The 18,310-nt window shown below is 63.4% G+C and carries 18 protein-coding genes, 1 tRNA gene and 2 pseudogenes; 10 read left to right on the top strand and 11 right to left on the bottom strand.

Annotated elements, in window-relative coordinates:
• Positions 1 to 93: 93 nt before the first annotated feature.
• From X743_RS154195 to X743_RS154210, 4 genes and pseudogenes are all read right to left on the bottom strand, one after another.
• Positions 94 to 1,560 (bottom strand): annotated as a pseudogene (locus X743_RS154195) (M81 family metallopeptidase); the annotation flags it as partial.
• Between the two features lie 83 nt (positions 1,561 to 1,643).
• Positions 1,644 to 2,468, bottom strand: coding sequence for a carbohydrate ABC transporter permease (locus X743_RS154200; protein ID WP_023765998.1), 825 nt, complete (start codon positions 2,466 to 2,468; stop codon positions 1,644 to 1,646).
• Complete coding sequence (locus X743_RS154205) at positions 2,465 to 3,334, bottom strand: sugar ABC transporter permease (RefSeq protein WP_023765997.1); 870 nt, start codon at positions 3,332 to 3,334, stop codon at positions 2,465 to 2,467. The genes X743_RS154200 and X743_RS154205 overlap by 4 nt, the downstream gene beginning before the upstream one ends.
• Before the next feature lie 358 nt (positions 3,335 to 3,692).
• Complete coding sequence (locus X743_RS154210; protein ID WP_023765996.1) at positions 3,693 to 4,925, bottom strand: sugar ABC transporter substrate-binding protein; 1,233 nt, start codon at positions 4,923 to 4,925, stop codon at positions 3,693 to 3,695.
• 184 nt (positions 4,926 to 5,109) lie between these two features.
• Here X743_RS154210 and X743_RS154215 point away from each other — a divergent pair, with 184 nt between their 5' ends.
• From X743_RS154215 to X743_RS154225, 3 genes are read left to right on the top strand one after another with little or no spacing between them, the layout of a single operon-like run.
• Complete coding sequence (locus X743_RS154215; protein WP_023765995.1) at positions 5,110 to 5,880, top strand: SDR family oxidoreductase; 771 nt, start codon at positions 5,110 to 5,112, stop codon at positions 5,878 to 5,880.
• Between the two features lie 2 nt (positions 5,881 to 5,882).
• On the top strand, positions 5,883 to 6,953 hold the full coding sequence (locus X743_RS154220) for an ABC transporter ATP-binding protein (protein ID WP_023765994.1): 1,071 nt from the start codon (positions 5,883 to 5,885) through the stop codon (positions 6,951 to 6,953).
• 31 nt (positions 6,954 to 6,984) lie between these two features.
• Positions 6,985 to 7,866, top strand: a complete 882-nt coding sequence (locus tag X743_RS154225) for a MurR/RpiR family transcriptional regulator (RefSeq protein ID WP_023765993.1) — start codon at positions 6,985 to 6,987, stop codon at positions 7,864 to 7,866.
• A 108-nt stretch (positions 7,867 to 7,974) separates the two neighbouring features.
• On the opposite strand, the gene X743_RS154230 is transcribed toward X743_RS154225, so the two are convergent.
• A complete protein-coding gene (locus X743_RS154230; RefSeq protein ID WP_023765992.1) occupies positions 7,975 to 8,286 on the bottom strand; it encodes a DUF167 family protein in 312 nt (103 codons plus the stop codon).
• Positions 8,287 to 8,293: 7 nt separating this feature from the next.
• Entirely contained in the window at positions 8,294 to 8,590 is a 297-nt protein-coding gene (locus X743_RS154235; RefSeq protein ID WP_013892367.1) for a YggT family protein, read from the bottom strand.
• A 151-nt stretch (positions 8,591 to 8,741) separates the two neighbouring features.
• Here X743_RS154235 and X743_RS154240 point away from each other — a divergent pair, with 151 nt between their 5' ends.
• The 6 genes from X743_RS154240 (at position 8,742) to X743_RS154265 (ending at position 12,907) form a co-directional block, all read left to right on the top strand.
• Positions 8,742 to 9,254 (top strand): hypothetical protein, encoded by a 513-nt coding sequence (locus X743_RS154240; RefSeq protein ID WP_245264222.1) that lies wholly within the window; start codon positions 8,742 to 8,744, stop codon positions 9,252 to 9,254.
• Positions 9,255 to 9,468: 214 nt separating this feature from the next.
• Positions 9,469 to 9,544: transfer RNA gene (locus X743_RS154245), tRNA-Ala, on the top strand.
• Between the two features lie 328 nt (positions 9,545 to 9,872).
• On the top strand, positions 9,873 to 10,643 hold the full coding sequence (locus tag X743_RS154250) for a helix-turn-helix transcriptional regulator (protein WP_023765990.1): 771 nt from the start codon (positions 9,873 to 9,875) through the stop codon (positions 10,641 to 10,643).
• A 408-nt stretch (positions 10,644 to 11,051) separates the two neighbouring features.
• Positions 11,052 to 12,110: a SagB/ThcOx family dehydrogenase gene (locus tag X743_RS154255; protein WP_245264221.1), complete on the top strand. Its 1,059-nt coding sequence runs from the start codon at positions 11,052 to 11,054 to the stop codon at positions 12,108 to 12,110.
• Positions 12,111 to 12,136: 26 nt separating this feature from the next.
• A complete protein-coding gene (locus X743_RS154260; RefSeq protein WP_023765988.1) occupies positions 12,137 to 12,388 on the top strand; it encodes a hypothetical protein in 252 nt (83 codons plus the stop codon).
• Between the two features lie 195 nt (positions 12,389 to 12,583).
• The gene (locus X743_RS154265; protein WP_023765987.1) at positions 12,584 to 12,907 is read left to right on the top strand and encodes a hypothetical protein; all 324 of its coding nucleotides are present in this window, start codon (positions 12,584 to 12,586) and stop codon (positions 12,905 to 12,907) included.
• Positions 12,908 to 12,974: 67 nt separating this feature from the next.
• Here the strand turns inward: X743_RS154265 and X743_RS1000000173295 are convergent, their stop codons facing one another.
• The 4 genes and pseudogenes from X743_RS1000000173295 to X743_RS154280 all read right to left on the bottom strand — a co-directional run bounded on the left by X743_RS1000000173295 (position 12,975) and on the right by X743_RS154280 (position 16,238).
• Positions 12,975 to 13,889, bottom strand: a complete 915-nt coding sequence (locus X743_RS1000000173295; RefSeq protein ID WP_023765986.1) for an energy transducer TonB — start codon at positions 13,887 to 13,889, stop codon at positions 12,975 to 12,977.
• A pseudogene (gene exbD / locus X743_RS1000000173290) lies at positions 13,886 to 14,429 on the bottom strand (TonB system transport protein ExbD). Before exbD ends, X743_RS1000000173295 begins: the two are co-directional and overlap by 4 nt.
• Before the next feature lie 12 nt (positions 14,430 to 14,441).
• The gene (exbB, locus tag X743_RS154275) at positions 14,442 to 15,389 is read right to left on the bottom strand and encodes a tonB-system energizer ExbB (protein ID WP_023765985.1); all 948 of its coding nucleotides are present in this window, start codon (positions 15,387 to 15,389) and stop codon (positions 14,442 to 14,444) included.
• Between the two features lie 57 nt (positions 15,390 to 15,446).
• Positions 15,447 to 16,238 carry an ATP-binding cassette domain-containing protein gene (locus X743_RS154280; RefSeq protein WP_023765984.1) on the bottom strand — a complete coding sequence of 264 codons (792 nt, stop codon included), beginning with the start codon at positions 16,236 to 16,238 and terminating at the stop codon, positions 15,447 to 15,449.
• Between the two features lie 286 nt (positions 16,239 to 16,524).
• On the opposite strand from X743_RS154280, the gene X743_RS154285 reads away from it, so the two are divergent.
• Positions 16,525 to 17,199 carry an isochorismatase family cysteine hydrolase gene (locus X743_RS154285; protein WP_023765983.1) on the top strand — a complete coding sequence of 225 codons (675 nt, stop codon included), beginning with the start codon at positions 16,525 to 16,527 and terminating at the stop codon, positions 17,197 to 17,199.
• A gap of 109 nt (positions 17,200 to 17,308) precedes the next feature.
• On the opposite strand, the gene X743_RS154290 is transcribed toward X743_RS154285, so the two are convergent.
• Positions 17,309 to 18,250 (bottom strand): LLM class flavin-dependent oxidoreductase, encoded by a 942-nt coding sequence (locus tag X743_RS154290; protein ID WP_023765982.1) that lies wholly within the window; start codon positions 18,248 to 18,250, stop codon positions 17,309 to 17,311.
• Positions 18,251 to 18,310 lie beyond the last annotated feature (60 nt).

The raw sequence follows: 18,310 nt of genomic DNA, 5'->3' as shown, positions 1-18,310 counted from the left end.
CCCCCCTCGTGGGGGAGATGGCCGGCAGGCCAGAGGGGGGNCCCCCTCTGCCCTGCCGGGCATCTCCCCCACAGGGGGGGAGATTGGCTGCTTCCAAGGATCCTTTACCCTCGGCCACACCGGCCGCGTCAGCTTCTTGTAATCGGTCACCGCCGGATTGCTAGGATACGAACTCGGCGCCGAGACATAGATGATCTCGGCGGCGATCGGCTCGAAGCCGGCGTAGAAATGGTTGGTCGACTTGATCAGCAGCACGTCCTTGCTCATCGGATCGACACCGATGTTGGAAAAAATGTCCGGCTCGAAGGTTTGCGTGCGGTTGGTGTTGAGGATGATGTCGACCTCGGTGCCTTCGATGCGGACGAGTGCGGCCGGTCCGAGCGTCACCCGGCTTGGGCCGAAACTCTGCCATCCCTCCGGAACCGCCTTCAGCACCTTGACGCGCGCGTCGATCGGCTCGCCCGCCAAGGGCCCAGCCTTGCCGCCGAAGCGCAGGTCGATGACGGCGCCCTCGCCGGCAGCCTGGCAGAAGGTCACCGCGATCGGGTCCCAGATCGTCGCCACGCCGACGTTCTTCAAGCCGCGTTCCAGCATGGTGCGCAGCACGACGGTGCCATCGCCGGCAACGCCGCCGCCGGGATTGTCCCAGATATCGGCGATGACCACCGGCCTGTCCTGTCTTTCGGCCCGCACTGCCAAGGCGCGATCGATGCCGTCGGCGGTATCAAGCATCGTCATGGCCGTCTTCTCGCGCATGGCATAGAGTTCCCGCCCCAGCCGTTCCGCCAGCGCATCGCCTTTTTCCTTGTCATTGTCGGTGACCACCAGGATGCGCGTGCCCATTTCGGGAACATCGGCCGCCATGAAACCGTGGATGACCGAGACCGACAGCACGCCATCCTTGCCGTGCAGCGCCTTGATGCGGTCGACGAAGGAGCGCATCGGCTCGCGGCTGGTCGGCAAAACCTGGATCATGCGGCAGTCGAAGGTCGAGATGACCGGCTTGATCTCGCCGCGCGCCGCGGCCAGCCCAAGCTCGACGACATGCTCGCCGCGTTCGTAGAAATCGGTGTGCGGGAATTCCAGGAAATAGGCCATGATATTGGAGGCCGCCACGCGCTTGGGCGTCAGATGGCTGTGCGGATCGAACTCGGAGGCGATCACCACGTCCGGCCCGACCATTGCCCGCACGCGCGCGAGCAGATCGCCTTCGCAATCGTCGTAGCCTTGCGCCACCATGGCGCCGTGCAGTCCGAGGATGACCGCATCGACCGGCAGCGCCGCCTTGAGCTGGCCGAGAATCTCGTCGCGCAATGCCTCATAGGTCTGCCGCTGCACCAGGCCGCCGGGCTCGGCCCAGGTGGCGGTGCCTTCGATCACCGTCAGCCCCTCGGAGGCCGCGCGCCGGCGCAAGGCGACGATCGGCGATGAGCACAGCGTCGGCGTCTCCGGATGCTTGCCCGGCCCGGCATAGAAGGCCATCTCGAACGAGGCCCGGTCTGTCGGCACCGGCGAGAAGGTGTTGGTTTCCGTCGCCAGCGAAGCGGTGAAGATGCGCATGGAAGCTCCAGGGTAGACTTTTTTGTTTTTCGCAATTCCGGACGGAAAACCGCTGCACACTTTTCCTGGAATTGCTGGGATTGCTATTTGACGGCCCCGAGCGCCAAACCCCGGACCAGGTAGCGCTGCAGCCAGATGAACAGGATCGCCACCGGCAGCGTCGCCAGCAGCGTGGCGGCCATGACGTGATGCCACTCGATCGTGTAGCGGCCGGCGACCAGCGAGAACACCTGGATCGGCAGCGTATAGCTTTCCTGGCTGCGCAGCATGGTGAGCGCGACGACGAACTCATTCCAGGCGTTGATGAAGGTGAAGATGGCTGTCACCGCGATTGCCGGCAGGCAGAGCGGCAAGAACACTTTGCGCAGCGTCAGCCAGCGGCTGGCACCCTCCATCCAGGCCGCCTCCTCGAGATCGCGCGGAATCGTGTCGAAATAGCTCTGCAGCATCCACACCGTGAAGGCGACGTTGAAGGCCATGTAGATGAAGCCGAGCGCCGTCGTCGATTCTACCAGCCCCCAGGCGGCCATCAGCCGGAACAGGCCGAGCACCAGCACGATCGGCGAGATCATCTGCGAGATCAGCAGGAACTGACGGAAGGCGCCGTAACCGGCAAAGCGGAAGCGCGACATGGCATAGGCCGCCGGCACCGAGATCAGGATCGCGCCGACCGTGGCGATGACCGAGACGTAGAGCGAATTGGCCAGCGCCTGGCCGAAGCCGGTCGCTACCCACATGTCGGAGAAATTCGACCAGCGGAACTCGCTCGGCCACCATGTCGGCGACAGCACCTCCTGCCGCGGCTTGACCGCGGTCAGGAACATCACCGCGAAGGGAAAGATCGTCACCACGATCAAGGGCGCCAGCAGCAGCCATGCAATGACGGTGCGTTTGAGTTTACTCGTCATGCGCGCTGCTCCCGCATGGCCAGCCGCACATAGATCATGGTGAAGATGAGCAATATGGCGAACATCACCAGCGACACGGCGGAGGCCTCGCCCAGCTTGCCGATGCGGAACGCAAGTTTGTAGAGATGGGTGACCAGGATGTCGGTCGAGTTGGCTGGCCCGCCTTGCGTCATCACCCAGATGATCGGGAAGGAATTGAAGACATAGATGGTGTTGAGCACGATGGCGATGTTGATGAATGGCTTCAACAGCGGAAAGGTGATCTCGCGGAACTGCTGAAGGGGTGTCGCCCCTTCGAGAGCCGCCGCCTCGTAGAGATCGTCTGATATCGACGACAGCCCGCCGAGGAAGATCGTCGTGGTGAACGGCACGGTCACCAGTATGCCGATCAGCACCTGCATCGGAAAGGCTGTCTCGGCCTGCGCCAGCCACTGGATGTTGTGGTCGATCAGGCCGAGCCCTATCAGCGCCGAATTCAGCATGCCGCTTTCACCGCTCAGCGCCCAGCGCCAGACCACCGCCGTCATGGTCAGCGATACCGCCCAGGGCAGCATGATGATGACGCGGGCAATGCCGCGGCCATAAAAATCGGTATTGAGGATCATCGCCACCGGAACCGACAGCAACAGCGCGCCGCCGACCACCAGCACGGTCCACAGCCCCGTGCGCCAGAGCGCGGCGATGAAATCGGGATCGGCCGTGAGCGCGGCAAAATTGGTCAGGCCCGAGAAATCGCGCAACTGGCCAAAGCGGCTGACGTCATGCGTCGAGATCTGGATCAGGTCCCAGACCGGCCAGAAGATGACGACCGCCGCCAGGAACAGGCTGGGCAAGGTCAGGAGATAGGGCAGGAAGCGATTTTGCATCGGTTGGCTTTGTACCGCGTTGCGGGAGATTGGATTTCGCTGGCTTAACAGATTGACTTGGTCCGGCCTCGTTCTTTTCAGGACACCGCTTCAGAATTGCTTGCAATCGTAAGCGTCGCCCTCATCTGCCTGCCCGTCCTCCGCGACAGTTGCGGAAGGGGCTCTTCCTCTCCCCGTCGACCGGGGGAGAGCGAAGGAGCCTGGCTGGGGCGGCGCCGACGTAGACGATTTTTCTGCTGAAGATTGAGTGGCGCGCCCCGCCTGAGTCTGGGGCGCGCCACGGGCGCAGGGAGATACGCCCTATTCCTTCAGCAGCCCCTATTTCTTCAGCACTGCCCCTACTTCTTCAGCACTGCCCCTATTTCTTCAACACCGCATTGGCCTTCGCCGCCGCGTCCTTCAGGCCTGCCTCGGGGTCGCCGCCGAGATAGATCTTCTGCATGGCGTCCGACGTGATCTGGGCGACTTCTTCCCAACCCGGGATGACCGGCGCGAAGCGGGCGTCGGGCAGGAGCGCGGTGAAGGCGGCCAGGTCGGCGTTGTTGACGTAGTAATCCATCTTGGCCTCTTCCTTGTTCACCGGCAGGAAGCCCTCGCCTTGCGTGAACTTGGCGCGCTGCTCCGTGGTGAACAGGAAGTCCATCAGCTTCCAGGCCTCGTCCTTGTTCTTGGAGTTCTTGAACATGATCATGGAATCGGTGACGCCATAGGTGCCGCGTGCGCCGGTCGGACCAGCCGGAATGGCGGCGACGCCGTATTTCAGCGTCGGCGCCTCGTCCTTGATCTGGTTGGACAGGAAGGGCGCGGTGATCATCATGCCGACCTTGCCTTGCTTGAACAGGTTCTGCACGTCCTCGCGGTTGTTGGAGGTGACGCCCGGTTCCGTCAGCCCCTCGTCGATCATCGACTTGTAGAGCTTGGCGGCTTCGAGCGCGCCCGGCGTGCCAAGGCCCGACGTGCCGTCCTTGTTGAGTATCTCGGTGCCTTGAGACCACATCGCGTAGTAGTAATAGACGTCGGTCTCGATCTCCTTGCCCTGCAGGCCGAACCCGAAGGCGCCGGTCCCCAGCGCCTTGATCTTGCGGGCGTCTTCCTGCAGCTCGGTCCAGGTTGCCGGCGGCTTGGCGATGCCGGCCTTCTCGAACAGTTCCTTGTTGTAATACATGGCGCGCGCCGAGGCTGCGATCGGCAGGCCGTAGGTCTTGCCGTTCATGATCGAGGGCGACAGGAACGTATCGATGAAGCGGTCCTTGAATTCGGGCGTGATGTAGCCGTCGAGCGGCTCGGCGACGTCCTGCTGGACGAAGTCGATCAGCCAGCGCGTGCCGATGATCGACAGATCGGCGTTTGTGCCGGCGGTGATGTCGGTGGTCAGCTTCTGCAGCAGCACATCCCACGGCACGACCTCGAACTTGACGGTGATGCCGGGATTCTTCGCCTCGAATTCCTTCTTCACTTCCTCGAAATAGGGGCCGGTCTTGGCGCTGTATTCGGCGACGGTGACCCGCACTTCACCCGCATTCGCCTGCGCCGCGAAGGCCAGCATGCTCATTCCGGCCATCAGGCCGACAGTCCATTTCGCAACGTTCATCTGATCTCTCCCATTTTTGTCCGCGCCTATGCGCTCCTTGAGACTGATCGCTGGCGCAAGATTTATGTGACTTTCCTACATTATCGATGAATAGGCCGCATGCAAGAGGATTAATATGTTGCTTAATTACATTCCCTTCATTAGCCTGCCGACATCTGCCTGACCTGCGGGAGGAGCAAGCGCCGTGGTTTCGAAAGCCGAATTCGAGGGCCGCACTGTCGTTGTCACGGGCGCCGGCGGTGGCCTTGGCTCGGCGATCGTCGCACTGCTGGCCGAGCGGGGCGCGCGGGTGGTCGGCTGCGACCAGTCCGACGAGGCGCTGGCCAGCCCGAACCTTGCCTCGCGCCATGTTTTCAACCTTCTCGACCGGGCGTCGGTGGAGAAGGCCATTGCTGCCGTGCTCGACAAGGATGGCGTGCCCGACATCCTGATCAACAATGCCGGTTGGACACGTGCCGAAACGCTGAAAGCGCTGACGGCGGACAAGATCGAGCACGAGCTCGACCTCAACCTGACCGGGGTCATGATGTTCGCCGACCCCATTGCCAAGGCTATGGCCGCGCGCGGTTCGGGCAGTGTCGTCTTCATCTCCTCCGTCAACGCCATCGCGCATTTCGGCAATCCCGCCTATGCCGCCGCCAAGGCCGGCATCAACGCTTATGCCAAATCGATCGCAGTCGAGCTTGGCCGCAGCGGCGTGCGCGCCAATGTCGTCTGCCCGGGATCGATCCGTACCGCCGCCTGGGACCATCGCCTTGCCAAGGATGCGGAGATCCTCGGCAAATTGCAGCGGCTCTACCCGCTCGGCCGCATCGTCAACGCTTCGGAAGTAGCCGAGGCGGTGGCCTTCCTTGCCTCGGACCGCGCATCGGGCATAACAGGCGTGGTGATGCCCGTGGATGCCGGACTGACCGCCGGCTGCCTGCCCTTCATCGACGACATACTGGGAGCGTGACCATGACCGACGTCGAGTTTCGCGACCTGTCGAAATCCTTTGGCCAGCACAAGATCCTCGAGAACATCAGCCTCGATATCAAGAGCGGCGAGTTCGTGGTGCTGGTCGGCCCATCCGGCTGCGGCAAGTCGACCTTGCTGCGCATGCTGGCCGGCCTGGAGACGATCACCTCCGGTGACCTTTTGATCGGCGGCGTGCGTGCCAACGACTTGCCGCCGCAGCAGCGCAACATCGCCATGGTGTTCCAGTCCTACGCGCTGTTTCCGCATCTCAAGGCCTCCGACAACATCGGCTTCGGCCCGAAGATCCGCGGCGAGACGCGCACGGCCATCGACGACAAGGTCAAGAAGGCCTCCGGCGTCCTCAACCTGTTCTCCTACCTCGACCGCTACCCCCGGCAATTGTCGGGCGGCCAGCGCCAGCGCGTCGCCATGGGACGCGCCATCGTGCGCGAGCCGTCGGTGTTTCTGTTCGACGAACCGCTGTCCAATCTCGATGCGCAGTTGCGCGTGCAGATGCGCGTCGAGATCAAGGCTCTGCACCAGCGGCTGAAATCGACCATCGTCTACGTCACCCACGACCAGATCGAGGCCATGACCATGGCCGACCGCATCGTCGTGATGGACCGCGGCCGGATCCAGCAGGTCGGGGCGCCGCTCGAACTCTACGACAGGCCGGCCAACAAGTTCGTCGCCGGCTTCCTTGGCTCCCCGTCGATGAGCTTTGTCTCCGGGGCTCTCAAGACGACGCCTGAGAGGACCTGGTTCGAGTCGATCGGCGGCGGCCGGCTTGCGCTTGCCGGCAACCCGCTGCCGGCCGGCAGCGCGGTCGAGGCTGGCATCCGGCCCGAGCACTTCATGATCGGTGAAACGGCGGACGCCATGACGCTGAAGGTGGATGTCGTCGAGCCGACCGGCTCCGAGACCCATGTCTATGGTTCCATTGGTGTTGACACGGTGCGTGCCGTGTTCCGCGACAGGGTGCCGGTCAGGCCTGGCGATCTGCTGCCGGTCTCCGTCGATCCCGGCAAAATCCATCTGTTCGACACCGCGACGGGCCTGCCGCTGAGATGACGACGGAAGCGTCAATGACGAAGACACGCGCATGAAGACGCCGGCCGACATCATCACGCGGCTGCAGCTGATATCGCAGGACGGCACCAAGTCGGACCGCCGTCTGGCAGGCCTGGTGCTGTCCGATCTCGACTTCGCCTCCAAGGCGGCGATTTCGGAGATCGCCGGGCGCGTCGGCGTCAGCGAGCCGACGGTGACCCGCTTCTGCCGCAATCTCGGCTGCGAAGGCCTGCGCGATTTCAAGTTCTACCTGGCGCAGGCGATCGCCATCGGCGGCCAGTATCTTTCGCCCGAGCCGCTGAGCCGCGACGCGCGCGAGCAGCGCATCGCTTCCGCCATCACCGAAGCGGCGATCTCAGCCATCCAACGCGCCAGCGAGAACCTCGACATGACGACGCTGGTCGCCGTCGCCGAACGGCTTGCGACGTCGGGCAACGTTCTGTGCATCGGCTCCGGCGGCATCTCCTCGATGATGGCGACCGAGATGCAGAACCGCTTGTTCCGGCTCGGCCTACCGGTACTGGCGCAGATCGACGGCCAGCTGCAGCGCATGTACGCCGCCGTTGCCACGCCCGAAACCACGCTGGTTGCCTTTTCCGTCTCAGGCTATGCGCGTTCGGTCATCGAAGCGGTACAGGTCGCCCAGCAATATGGCGCCACCACCATCGCCATCACCGCGCCGGACTCCGCCCTGGCCAAGGTCGCCGACACGGTCATCCATCTGCAGCCGCTCGAGGACGGCAACATCTACAAGCCGACATCGTCGCGCTATGCGCTGCTGGCGATCGTCGACATGATCGTGACGTCGGTGGCCGAGACGCGCGGCCCGAAGGTGCTGGAGAATTTGCGCCGCATCAAGCAGAGCGTGAACACGCTGAAGGTCGACGACCCGCGTTTGCCGCTCGGCGATTGAGAGCCTGCCGATCTCCTCCGTCGTGGGGGAATGTCCGGCAGGACAGAGGGGGCGCTGTCCCGCAGACAGATCAAGGGTCTCCATGCCGCGCAAGCGGTGGATCTTGGATCAGCCGCCGAGCGCTTCAATGCTCCGTGACAGCGCCTCGGGATCGCCTGAGATTCGCAGCGTCTTCAGCCTGGCCGTACCGCCAGCGACAACCGAAACGGCCGAAACAGGCACGCCCAGCGTCTTGGCGGCCAGTCTTTCCAGCGCTTGATTGGCGGCGCCGTTTTCCGGCACGGCGCGGACCCGCGCCTTCACGTGGCTTCGCCCGTCCGCCGCCGTTTCGACGCCTTCGAGCCTGTCCACGGAAGATTTCGGCGTCAGCCGCACGAACAGATCGATGCCGTTGTCGCGGGTGCGGAACGGCGCGCTCATGCGGTCGTCAGGCGCCCAGCAGCAGCGGCGCCACCGTGGTGAGGATGAACTGCCTGAGGAAGAACAGGATCAGCAGCAGGATGATCGGCGAGATGTCGATGCCGCCAAGGTCCGGCATGAAGCGGCGGATCGGCCGCAGCGCCGGCTCGGTCAGCCGGTAGAGCATGTTGCCGATGCTGCCGACGAACTGGTTGCGTGAGTTGACGACGTTGAAGGCGTAGAGCCAGGAAAAGATCGCCGAGGCGATGATGACCCACCAGTAGAGGTCGAGCGCCATGACGATTGTTTGAATGAGGGCGAGCATGCCGGTCTCCAATTGTTGCCGACATGTAGCCATTGCATGCGATACGGGCAAGGGCTGGCTTTGCATGGGCGCCAATGCCGAACCATAACCGTTTTTCGCTCGGCTCGATGCCGGTGTGTCAAAAATGGTCCGGTCACGGCACCGAGGCTTCATGGACAAACCCGGTCCTCGAATTCTACAAAGCGGCCGAGGGCACGCGCGACATGAGTCGGCGCAGACCCCGGTTTGTTTCAAAGGAAAATGCATGCGCATTCGGTCGATGGCTATAGGGTTGGGAACAGCCGCCTTGGTGGCGGTTGGGGCATTCGCCTTGCCGGCCCAGGCCGAAGGATTCCAAAACATCGTGCTGTCGGCCACCGAGCATGCGGAGCAGACCCAGGCGACATTTTCACCGGATACGGCGAAGATTTTCCTCTCCGCCGACCTGACGGACGAGGTGGCTTCGGGATCGAAGCTCACCGTGAGCTGGATTTCGGTCGATTCCGGCGGTGTTGCGCCGGCGAACTACAAGATCGACGAAGTCAACTTCGAAATCGGCACGATCGACAACCACGTCGACTCCTCGATGACCAAGCCGGATGCCGGCTGGCCGGTCGGTACCTATCAGGTGCAGATCGCTGTCGACGGCACGGTGAAGGAAACGGTCGATTTTTCCGTGAAGTGACCGGCGGCGCCAAGTGGCTTCTCCTTCACCGCCGCCGAGGTGAGCCGGAAGCGGCGGATGGCCGCTTGTTGCGTGCCGACGAATGGGCGAATACGCGAAACCAGCAAGGCGGCGTTCCACCGGCGGCGACCTGATGTCGAGCGGCCGGTAATTTCGGCAAAACGCCGCCTTGACAGAAAACCGCCACGCCCGATAAATGCGCCATCCGTTGGACGGGGCTGTAGCTCAGCTGGGAGAGCGCGTCGTTCGCAATGACGAGGTCAGGAGTTCGATCCTCCTCAGCTCCACCAGCGGAATAATCGGTTTTCCCCCTTTTGCTGCGCCACCAAGGCGCCAGCAGCATCCCATGTATCGCGATGCGGCGCCTCGGCGCCGATGCCCCCAAAAAAGGCCATGGGCAATTTGCCGCGGTTTCCAAGGCAAGACGATTGTCAATTGGACTTATGGCGATGGCCGCTGCGGGATCGGCGCTATTTTTTTTGCAAGCCGCCCCATTAGACTGACGTTTTCAAATCAGTTTTTTCTGTGTGTTGTGAGAAGGCGTTTCGGTGGTGGCGACCCGAAGACGCTATATGGAATCCGAATCGAAATGAAGAATTCGCCTGCGAAAGCAAAGACGTGTCCATTCGCGAGAATCTCGCTGCAAATCTCAGACGGCTCTGCAAGGATCATGCCTCCGTTAGCGCGGTATGCCGTGAGTTAGGTATCAACCGCACACAGTTCGAACGTTACCTGCAGGGGCAGACCGTTCCGAACAAGGCCACTGCCAAGCTGATTTGCGACTACTTCCGCATCAACGAACCCGAACTGTACCGGGATCCGGGTACGCCCGAACCCACGGTAGCCGGCCTGCCGCCGATTTCCGAAATCCTGTTCAAACAGATGATCCGCCCGCCCGCCCCATCGATCGCGGGAGGCACCTATTTCACCTATTTTTCGATTCCGGCCCGTCCCGATCTGTTGATGCGGTCGGTGACCTTCGTACGCCGCGAGGCCGAACTGGTCACGTTCCGCAGGGTCACCGGATGGTCGGAGCGCCGTGGCTCGACTTGGGCGCGGGCGCGCGGCAACCACTATGGCGTGGCCATCTCGCGCCTGAACTGGATCTATTTCAGCGGCGTCAACCGCCGCCAGACCGGCGAACCGTCGCTGATCTCCGTGCAATGGGCTCCCATCTCCGAACCGGTGCTGATCGGCAAGGCCATGCTTCTGACCGAGGCCGGACCGGCGTTCGTATCGGTCATCATGCGGCAGGATTTGTCCGGCATCCCGGCACGGCATGCGATCCGCATGGCGCATGTCGTCGGGTTTGACGATCCGGCCATCGATCAGCTGGTCGTCAGCCTTGCCCGCGACTGGCAAGACCAGTCTCCTGGTTACGCTAAATAAGAATAAGGATACCCCGAAAAAGCGTATGTTGCCGACAGGCTACTCCATATCCGAGAAAAATCGATTTTTTAGACTTTACGGGCAAGAAAGATATTTCAGACAACATTGGCTTTACTATAATTTTAACAAACTGTTAACTCTTTCGACCTTACCTTTCTTCTCGCGGATCCCGTCGTGGGGATCTCTCATCAGATCCCATTGGGGTCGGGAAAGGGACGAAAATGGCCAAGAAAGTGAACAATGCCCCGAAGCTGACGGTCGCCGCAGGCACGCAGACGGTCTTCTTCTCGCAGGGCATGCACTACAACAAGCGCTGAAGTCGCTCGGTGTCCGACGGGCCGTCGGCCTGTCGGTGCCTTGCTTCCACAAAGTGCCTCGCTTCCACAAACGGCATTCAGCATCATGAAAATGCGCTCTTCAAAAACGCTTGTCTTCTACCCCGGGACCAACAAGGTCACGGCCTGCAATTTCCTGACCAGAAGTGTCTTCGAATGCAGCCCCGAGGTGATCGGCCTCCTCGCGTCCTGGGACGAGTGGGCCTCCACGGCGGAGATCGCGCGTGCCCACGGATGGTCGAAGGCCGAGCTGAATGCCGTCGTCCCGCAACTGCTTGATTTTTCCGCCCTAGTCCCCGCCGGCTCGCCGCTGGCCGAGCAGGAGACACAGTTCTCCGGGCAATGGAACTGGGGGCTCCCGACCGCGCTGATGCATTTCTGCGTCCAGGACTCGGAGTTCATGACCATCGAACAGGCCGAGGCTAGACAGATCGAACGCGCCGGTCACGTCGCACAGCCCGATCTCCTGCTCAAGAACGCCGCAGGCGCCATTGCGCTGCCGAGCGCGCTGGATGACAATGAACTCCTGGCCTTGATGGCGCAGCGCCGCACCAATCGCACGGCGGCCGCGCCCACCATCACTGCAAAACAGCTTTCCGACTGCCTGTTCGCGGGCATGGGCATCACCGGCGAAACCAGCAATTGCGTTGGCGCCCTGCCGCTGGGCATGACCCCTTCTGGCGGCGCGCGAAACCCCTATGAAGCCTATGTGATCGCGCTGGGCGTCGAGGGCCTGGAGCCTGGCGTCTATCACTATTCCGCCGCCGATCACGATCTCGGCAGGATCTCGGCCAATCATCTGCCGAAGATCTCCGAACTGGTCGGCGGGCAGGAATGGGCGGATGCCATGCCTTGCCTCATCCTGCTTTGCGCCAGCCTCGAGCGCACCATGTGGAAATATGAGGATGCCAACGCCTATCGCGTCGTGCTGATCGAAGCCGGCCATATCGGCCAGAACATGATGTTGGCGGCAACCAGGCACGGTTTGTCGGCCTGCCCCACGGCCGCGCTCAGCCATACGGCGATCAAGCGTCTTCTTGGCCTCGACCGCCTCACCGACGCACCGATCTATGCCTTGACCCTCTCGACCCCGGAACCAGGCCCGCATTCGGCGGGTCGGTCAATTAATTAGCCGCCTCAATATGACAGGAGCACCACGTGGCAAATCAGTCCCTACGTCAGTCGGAGATCGATAGCCTGCAATATATCGCGTCGATGACCAATGAGCTGGTGCAGATGGCCGAAGCAAGCCGTTTTCCCATGATCTCTTATCTGCTGGGCATGGCCTATGCCGAGGCCTTCGATGTCCTGCGCGGCGCGCGGCCGGCAAGGCATGCGCAACTCAGCGGCAACCCGATGCATCCCACCCCGCGTGCAAAGGAAAACCACGCGCAGCCAAGGAGAGCGTAGCGGATGCACTCGCCAGCCCTGTGCGCACCGGCGGGCTCGTCGCCGAACCGGTGGGAGACACTTTGTGCGCTGCAAGGCCTGCTGCCGCTCCTGAGACGGCCGCCGCCGACTTTGACCATGCCGGAATAGTCTACTGGTTCGAGCAAGCCGAGGCCGAGACTGCCAACATACGCAGACAATTGAGGGGACCCGCAAATGAACATGATCGCCGCCATCAGGGCCGCCGACGCCAGCGAAAGCGTCTTCGGCCGGCTCCATGCCCTGATTTCCAGCCGGCCGGCATCGCCGGATGCCGCGCGCGGCGAAGCCCGTCAACTGATTTCCATGGCAGTGGCCGACACCTGGCAAGCCGACAGCCTCTGGGGCGCGGCGGACGCTTTCCATGCCCATTTCGACTTCATGATGCAGACCGTCGAGATCAATGGCCCCGGCGATCCGAACCTCGCGACCCTGCGCACGAAATGCCGCTTCTACCTGGAGCAGGTCGAAGCGCTGTGCCGGTCGATGAGCCTTCGGTAGAGAGCCGGCTCCGGTTTTTCCCGGAATTGCATCAGTTTCCCGGAATTGCTTCAGTTCCCGGATTGCTTCAGTTCCGAAGACTGAACACGAAAGGCGCCGTGCGGCTGACGCGCGAGCCGAGCTCCGGTGGTGGCGCCGGAACGGTGGCCCCCTGCAGTACGGCAAGCGCGGCCCGATCGAGTTCGGCGTCGCCGGACGAGCGCACGACACGTGCCGATATCACGCGGCCGGACCCGTCCACGGTGAAGGTTACGTTGGTATTGCCTTGCGAGCCCCTCGATTTCGCGGCGCTCGGATAGCGCTTGTGCCGATTGATCCATGCCGTCAGCCGCGTCTCCCACTTGGCCGGGGTGATACCTGAAAACCCGGCCGACGACTTTGGCGCGGCTGCCTTGGCCGCCGGCCTGCTGTTCGCGCTTGCGGCGGCCACCGTCCTTGCCGGCTCCGCCTTTTCCTTCCTTGGCCGTGGCTTGGGCTTTTCGACCGGCTTTTTCGCTTTGACTGAGACCGGTTTCTTTTCCTTGGGCTGCTCGAGCGGCTTTGGCTGCGGCAGCGGAACGACGACCTCCGGCGCGACCGTCTCGATAACGTCGGGAACGACCTCTTCCAACGGCGGCTGGCCGACGGGCTCCGGCTGGGCCGGCTCGGTTGCGTCGGGTGGCGGCGTTTGCGGCTGCTCGGCCGCCTTCTCGGGTTCGGCTTCGACGGCCTTTTCGGTCTCCTCGACCGGCTCGGCCTGGTCGGGTACCGCCGCATCCAGCATCGCGGCCTGTTCCGCAGGCGTGATCACCATCGGCGACATCTCTATCATCAGCGCCGGCGGCGGCCCGCCATCCGTCTCGATCGGACTGAAGCTCTGCACCGCATAGGCGACCGCGACATGAGCACCGAGCACCAGCGCGGCTGCGCCTGCCCACAAGCCAAGGTCGCGCCAACGAAGGCGCGACAGCTCAGCCGTGGGCATGGCGGCCGCTTGTGTCATGGCGCTGCCGCTCCGGTGGCGGCGGGTGCCGGCGCATCGGCCGCGGGCACGGTCTCCAGGCCGACCAGCGCGATCTTCAGATAACCGGCGCCGCGCAACAGGTTCATCGCTTCCATCAGCTCGCCATAGGCGACCGCCTTGCCGGCGCGCAGGAAGATGNCCGGCGCCGCGCAACAGGTTCATCGCTTCCATCAGCTCGCCATAGGCGACCGCCTTGCCGGCGCGCAGGAAGATGCGCGTCTGCTTGTCCCCCTTGGTCTTGCCGTCCAGCGTCGCGGCGAAGACCGGGCGCGGCACGGTGTCGTTGCCGATCGCCAGTGTCAGGTCATCCTTCAAGGTCAGGAACAGCGGCGTTTCCGGCCGTGGCGCGGGCGTTGCGGTCGATCCCGGCAGGTCGACATTGACATCCACCGTCGCCAGCGGTGCGGCGACCATGAAGATGATCAGGAGCACCAGGATGACATCGATGAACGGCGTGACGTTGATCTCATGGCTTTCCTCGAGATCGTCATCCATGGTCTGGCGGATTCTGGTTCCCATCCTATGCTCCCGCTACTCCGCCGCCATCGCCGTCGCGGGCGCGACAGTGCGGAAATCCAGGTCGCGGCTGACCAGCCGTTCGACGCCCGCCGACGCATCGGCCAGGATCTGCCGGTAGCCGGCTATCGAGCGCGCGAAGACGTTGTAGATGACGACCGCCGGTATCGCCGCGACGAGCCCCATCGCGGTGGCCAGCAGCGCTTCGGCGATGCCGGGTGCGACCACGGCGAGATTGGTGGTCTGCGCCTGCGATATGCCGATGAAGGCATTCATGATGCCCCAGACGGTCCCGAACAGACCCACGAAAGGCGCGGTCGAGCCGATCGTTGCCAGCACGCCGGTGCCGCGCGACATGCGCCGCGATGCCGCCGCCTCGATGCGCGACAGGCGCGAGGTGACCCGCTCCTTCAGCCCATCGCCCGAGACATGGTCGAGCGCGCCGGCCGAGAGCGCGGCCTCTTCCTCCGCCGCCCGCACCAGGAGCGCGCCGGGACCGCCACTGCGATCGAGCGCGCGGCTCGCCTGCTTCAACGTTGCGGCATCACCGATCGCGCGGACGGCGCGGCTGATGCGCAGCTTGCCGCCAAGAATCTCCAGCGATTTCGCCAGCCATATCGTCCAGGTGACGAGGGACGCGAAGGCCAGTCCGATCATCACCCCTTTCACGATAATGTCGGCGGCCATGAACATGCCCCATGGCGACAGGTCGTGCGGCAAGGTCAACTCCATTGCCGCCGAAGATCCGGCTGTCGCATTCGGCGCGCCAGCTGGCTGCTGTTGCGCGGGTGCCATCATGGCCGGTGCGGCAGCCGGTGAGGTGGGCGCGGCTGTTGCAACGGGTGCTGCGGCAGCAGGCGCCTCGACAGTGGGGGCGGTGCCGGCCGGTTGCTCCTGGGCCGCTGCACTGGCAGCCGACAGGATGACTGCGACCAACGCCGCCAACAAACCATTTCTCGACAAGAGCTTCTTCCTTGTTTTCACAGCGGCGAGCCGCTTCCTGTTTCCCGCCGCCTCGGCCTACTGCACGTAGCCGACGGGTTGGCCGGTGACGGGGTGCGCGAACACGCCCATCTCCACGCCAAGAATGCCTTTCAGCACGTCGCCCCGCATGATTTCGCCGGGGGTGCCGCGCGTCAGCAGCTTGCCGTCCTTCAAGGCGATCAGTTCGTCGCAATAGCGCGCCGCCATATTGGGATCGTGCAGCACCACGACGACGCAGAGGTCGCGCTTGCGGCTGAGCTCCCGGACCAGCCCCAGCACCTCGACCTGATGGGCGATGTCGAGCGCCGAGATCGGCTCGTCGAGCAGCATGACGCCTGCATTCTGCGCCACCAGCATGGCAAGCCAGGCGCGCTGGCGCTCGCCGCCCGACAATTCATCCACCAGCCGGTCGGCGAAACCGTCCATGTCGGTCAGGCCAAGCGCTTCCTCGACATGCCGCCTGTCCTCGGAACCGAAGCGGCCGAGCGCGCCATGCCAGGGATAGCGCCCCAGCGTCGCCAGCTCGCGCACGGTGAGGCCGGTCGCCGCCGGCGTCGTCTGCGGCAGGTATGCAAGTGCACGGGCGAACTCACGCGCGCCCCATTGCGGCAGCGGCCGTTTGGCGAAGGTGATGGCGCCGGAACTTGCCGGCTGCTGGCGTGCCAGAAGCTTGATCAGCGTCGATTTGCCAGAGCCGTTGTGGCCGATCAGCCCATAGACGCGCGAGCGCTGCAGTTCGAGCGAAACCGGGCCGAGCAACGTCCGCTCGCCGACGGCAAAACGCACCGCGTCGATCTGAAAGGCAGTCTCGGCTCCAGCCACCGTCATGGCTCTTCTCCAGTGCGGCCGCCGGACGTCCAATTTCTGGCCGCGGCAGGCAGGTGCCGGTTGACTATGAAACATGACATTACTAGTCAAGATTGAAGATGACTACAACGGTCAACAAATCGTCGTGACAGCCGATATCGCGAACGGATCCTCAGAAAACAGGAGGTGCACCGGATGATCAGCGGACGCAGACCAAGCGGGAGAGGCGCAAACACGCGCAATGAAGCCCAGCGTCTGGTGTCGGCGCATTGAACCATTATGGTTGGTCGAAAACAGGGAGCCACCGATGATCAAGGCAACGCCCTTCGACTTCCCCTATGACGGCATGCTCGTCGCCGAAAACACCGCGCTCGTCGTCATCGACCTGCAGCAGGATTTCCTGTCGACGACGGGCTATTTCGCCAGGCAGGGATATGACCCTTCACCGCTGCGGGCGATCCTGCCGACCGTGAACCGGCTGATATCAGCCGCGCGCAGAGCCGGCATCACCATCATCCACACCAGGCAAGGATACCGCGCCGACATGGCCGACATGACGCCCTACGAGAAATGGCGCCGCAAGCGCTCCGGTCTCGACGGCACCGACATCCTGCTGCGCTCGGGTCCGGGGTTCCAGATCGTTCCGGAGATCGATGTCGCGCCTGACGACATCATCGCCGACAAGACCTGCAACAGCGCCTTCACCTACACGGATTTCGAGCTGGTGCTGCGCGCCCAAGGCATCACGCACCTGATGTTTTCCGGATGCACGACCGATGTCTGCGTCCACACCACGCTGCGCGAGGCCTGCGACCGCAATTTTCAGTGCCTGACGATCTCGGACGCCTGCGCCAGTGGTGACCGGCAAGCGCACGAGGCGGCGCTTCACATGGTGACGGTCGAGGACGGCGTCTTCGGCGCGCTGGCGGATTCAGCCGCTATCATCGACGGCCTGTCGCAATTATCCAGCAAGGTAAGTTAGAGCATTTAAGATCGATGCCTGCGGGACAGCACCCCCCTCTGGCCTGCCGGTCAGAGGGGGGTGTGAAGGATCGCGACGCCGCGGAATGGCTTTGATTCCACAGGATGTTTCACCCCGCGGCACGGGTCTCCGGACCACTGCGAGACGCATACGCGCCGGGCTGGAACGCATCATCTTCGCGACGCGCCAGTGAATTGCGCAGCAAGGCGAGCGTTTCCCGGCCGACCGTCGCGATCTCGCGCGGCGTGTCCACGCCAACGATCATGAACTCATCAATCCCGAGAGCCGCATAGGCAAGCAGCGACAGCGCGACCTGAGCCGGTGGCCCGGACAGGTCGACCGCCTTGTGGCCCGTGGCGGACGCACCCCGGTGAATCCGGACCGGAAGCGCGAAGCGCAGCTTGCCGGCGCGGCCATGTTCGGCGGCAGCACCGCGCGCCCGCTCCATCAATTGCCTGATTTCATCGATCGAGCCCGGCGCCAGTTCGAAGACATCGGCATGCCGGCCGGCCACCTTGAGCGCCGTTCCGGATTGTCCGCCCATGCGGATGACGAGGTCGGCGCCGTGAGGGCCCTTGCGCGGCACATAGCCGCCCTTGATGCTGTAGAAGGCGCCTTCGTGGTCGATGGGCCGGTCGTTCGACCACAGCCGCTTCAAGAGCACCAGATATTCGTCGATGCGCTGCCAGACGACGCCATGTCCGACCGGACGTGCCTCGGCATCGTCATCGTTCAACGGCTCGCTGATCATCCTGAGCGCCAGCCGTCCACCGCTTTCCCTGTCGATCGATGCCAGCTGGCGGGCCGCCACCGTCGGTTCGATCACGCCGGCCCAGTGGGTGAGCACCACTTCCAGCGAAGCGGTGCGGTTAAGCACCTGGGAAGCAAGGTCCATATTGGTCAGCAGCCCCGCCGAATCGTCGACGACGATCCTGCGGAAGCCGCTGTCCTCGATCAGCCCGAGCTTGGTCGCCGTCTCGGCGAAATCATAGAAGAAGGGCGCCGTGGCATCGGCGGTCTTGCCGGGTACATGCGTGAATTCGATCGGCATTTCATCTCCTCCATCTCTGGAATCATGGATGCGGTGAAGTTCGAATCCCGGCCGCGCGCA

The organism is Mesorhizobium sp. LNHC232B00, from assembly GCF_000502435.1.
GTDB lineage: Bacteria > Pseudomonadota > Alphaproteobacteria > Rhizobiales > Rhizobiaceae > Mesorhizobium > Mesorhizobium opportunistum.
The sequence above is the reverse complement of the archived record's forward strand: the minus strand, read 5'-3'. Positions and strand labels throughout refer to the sequence as shown.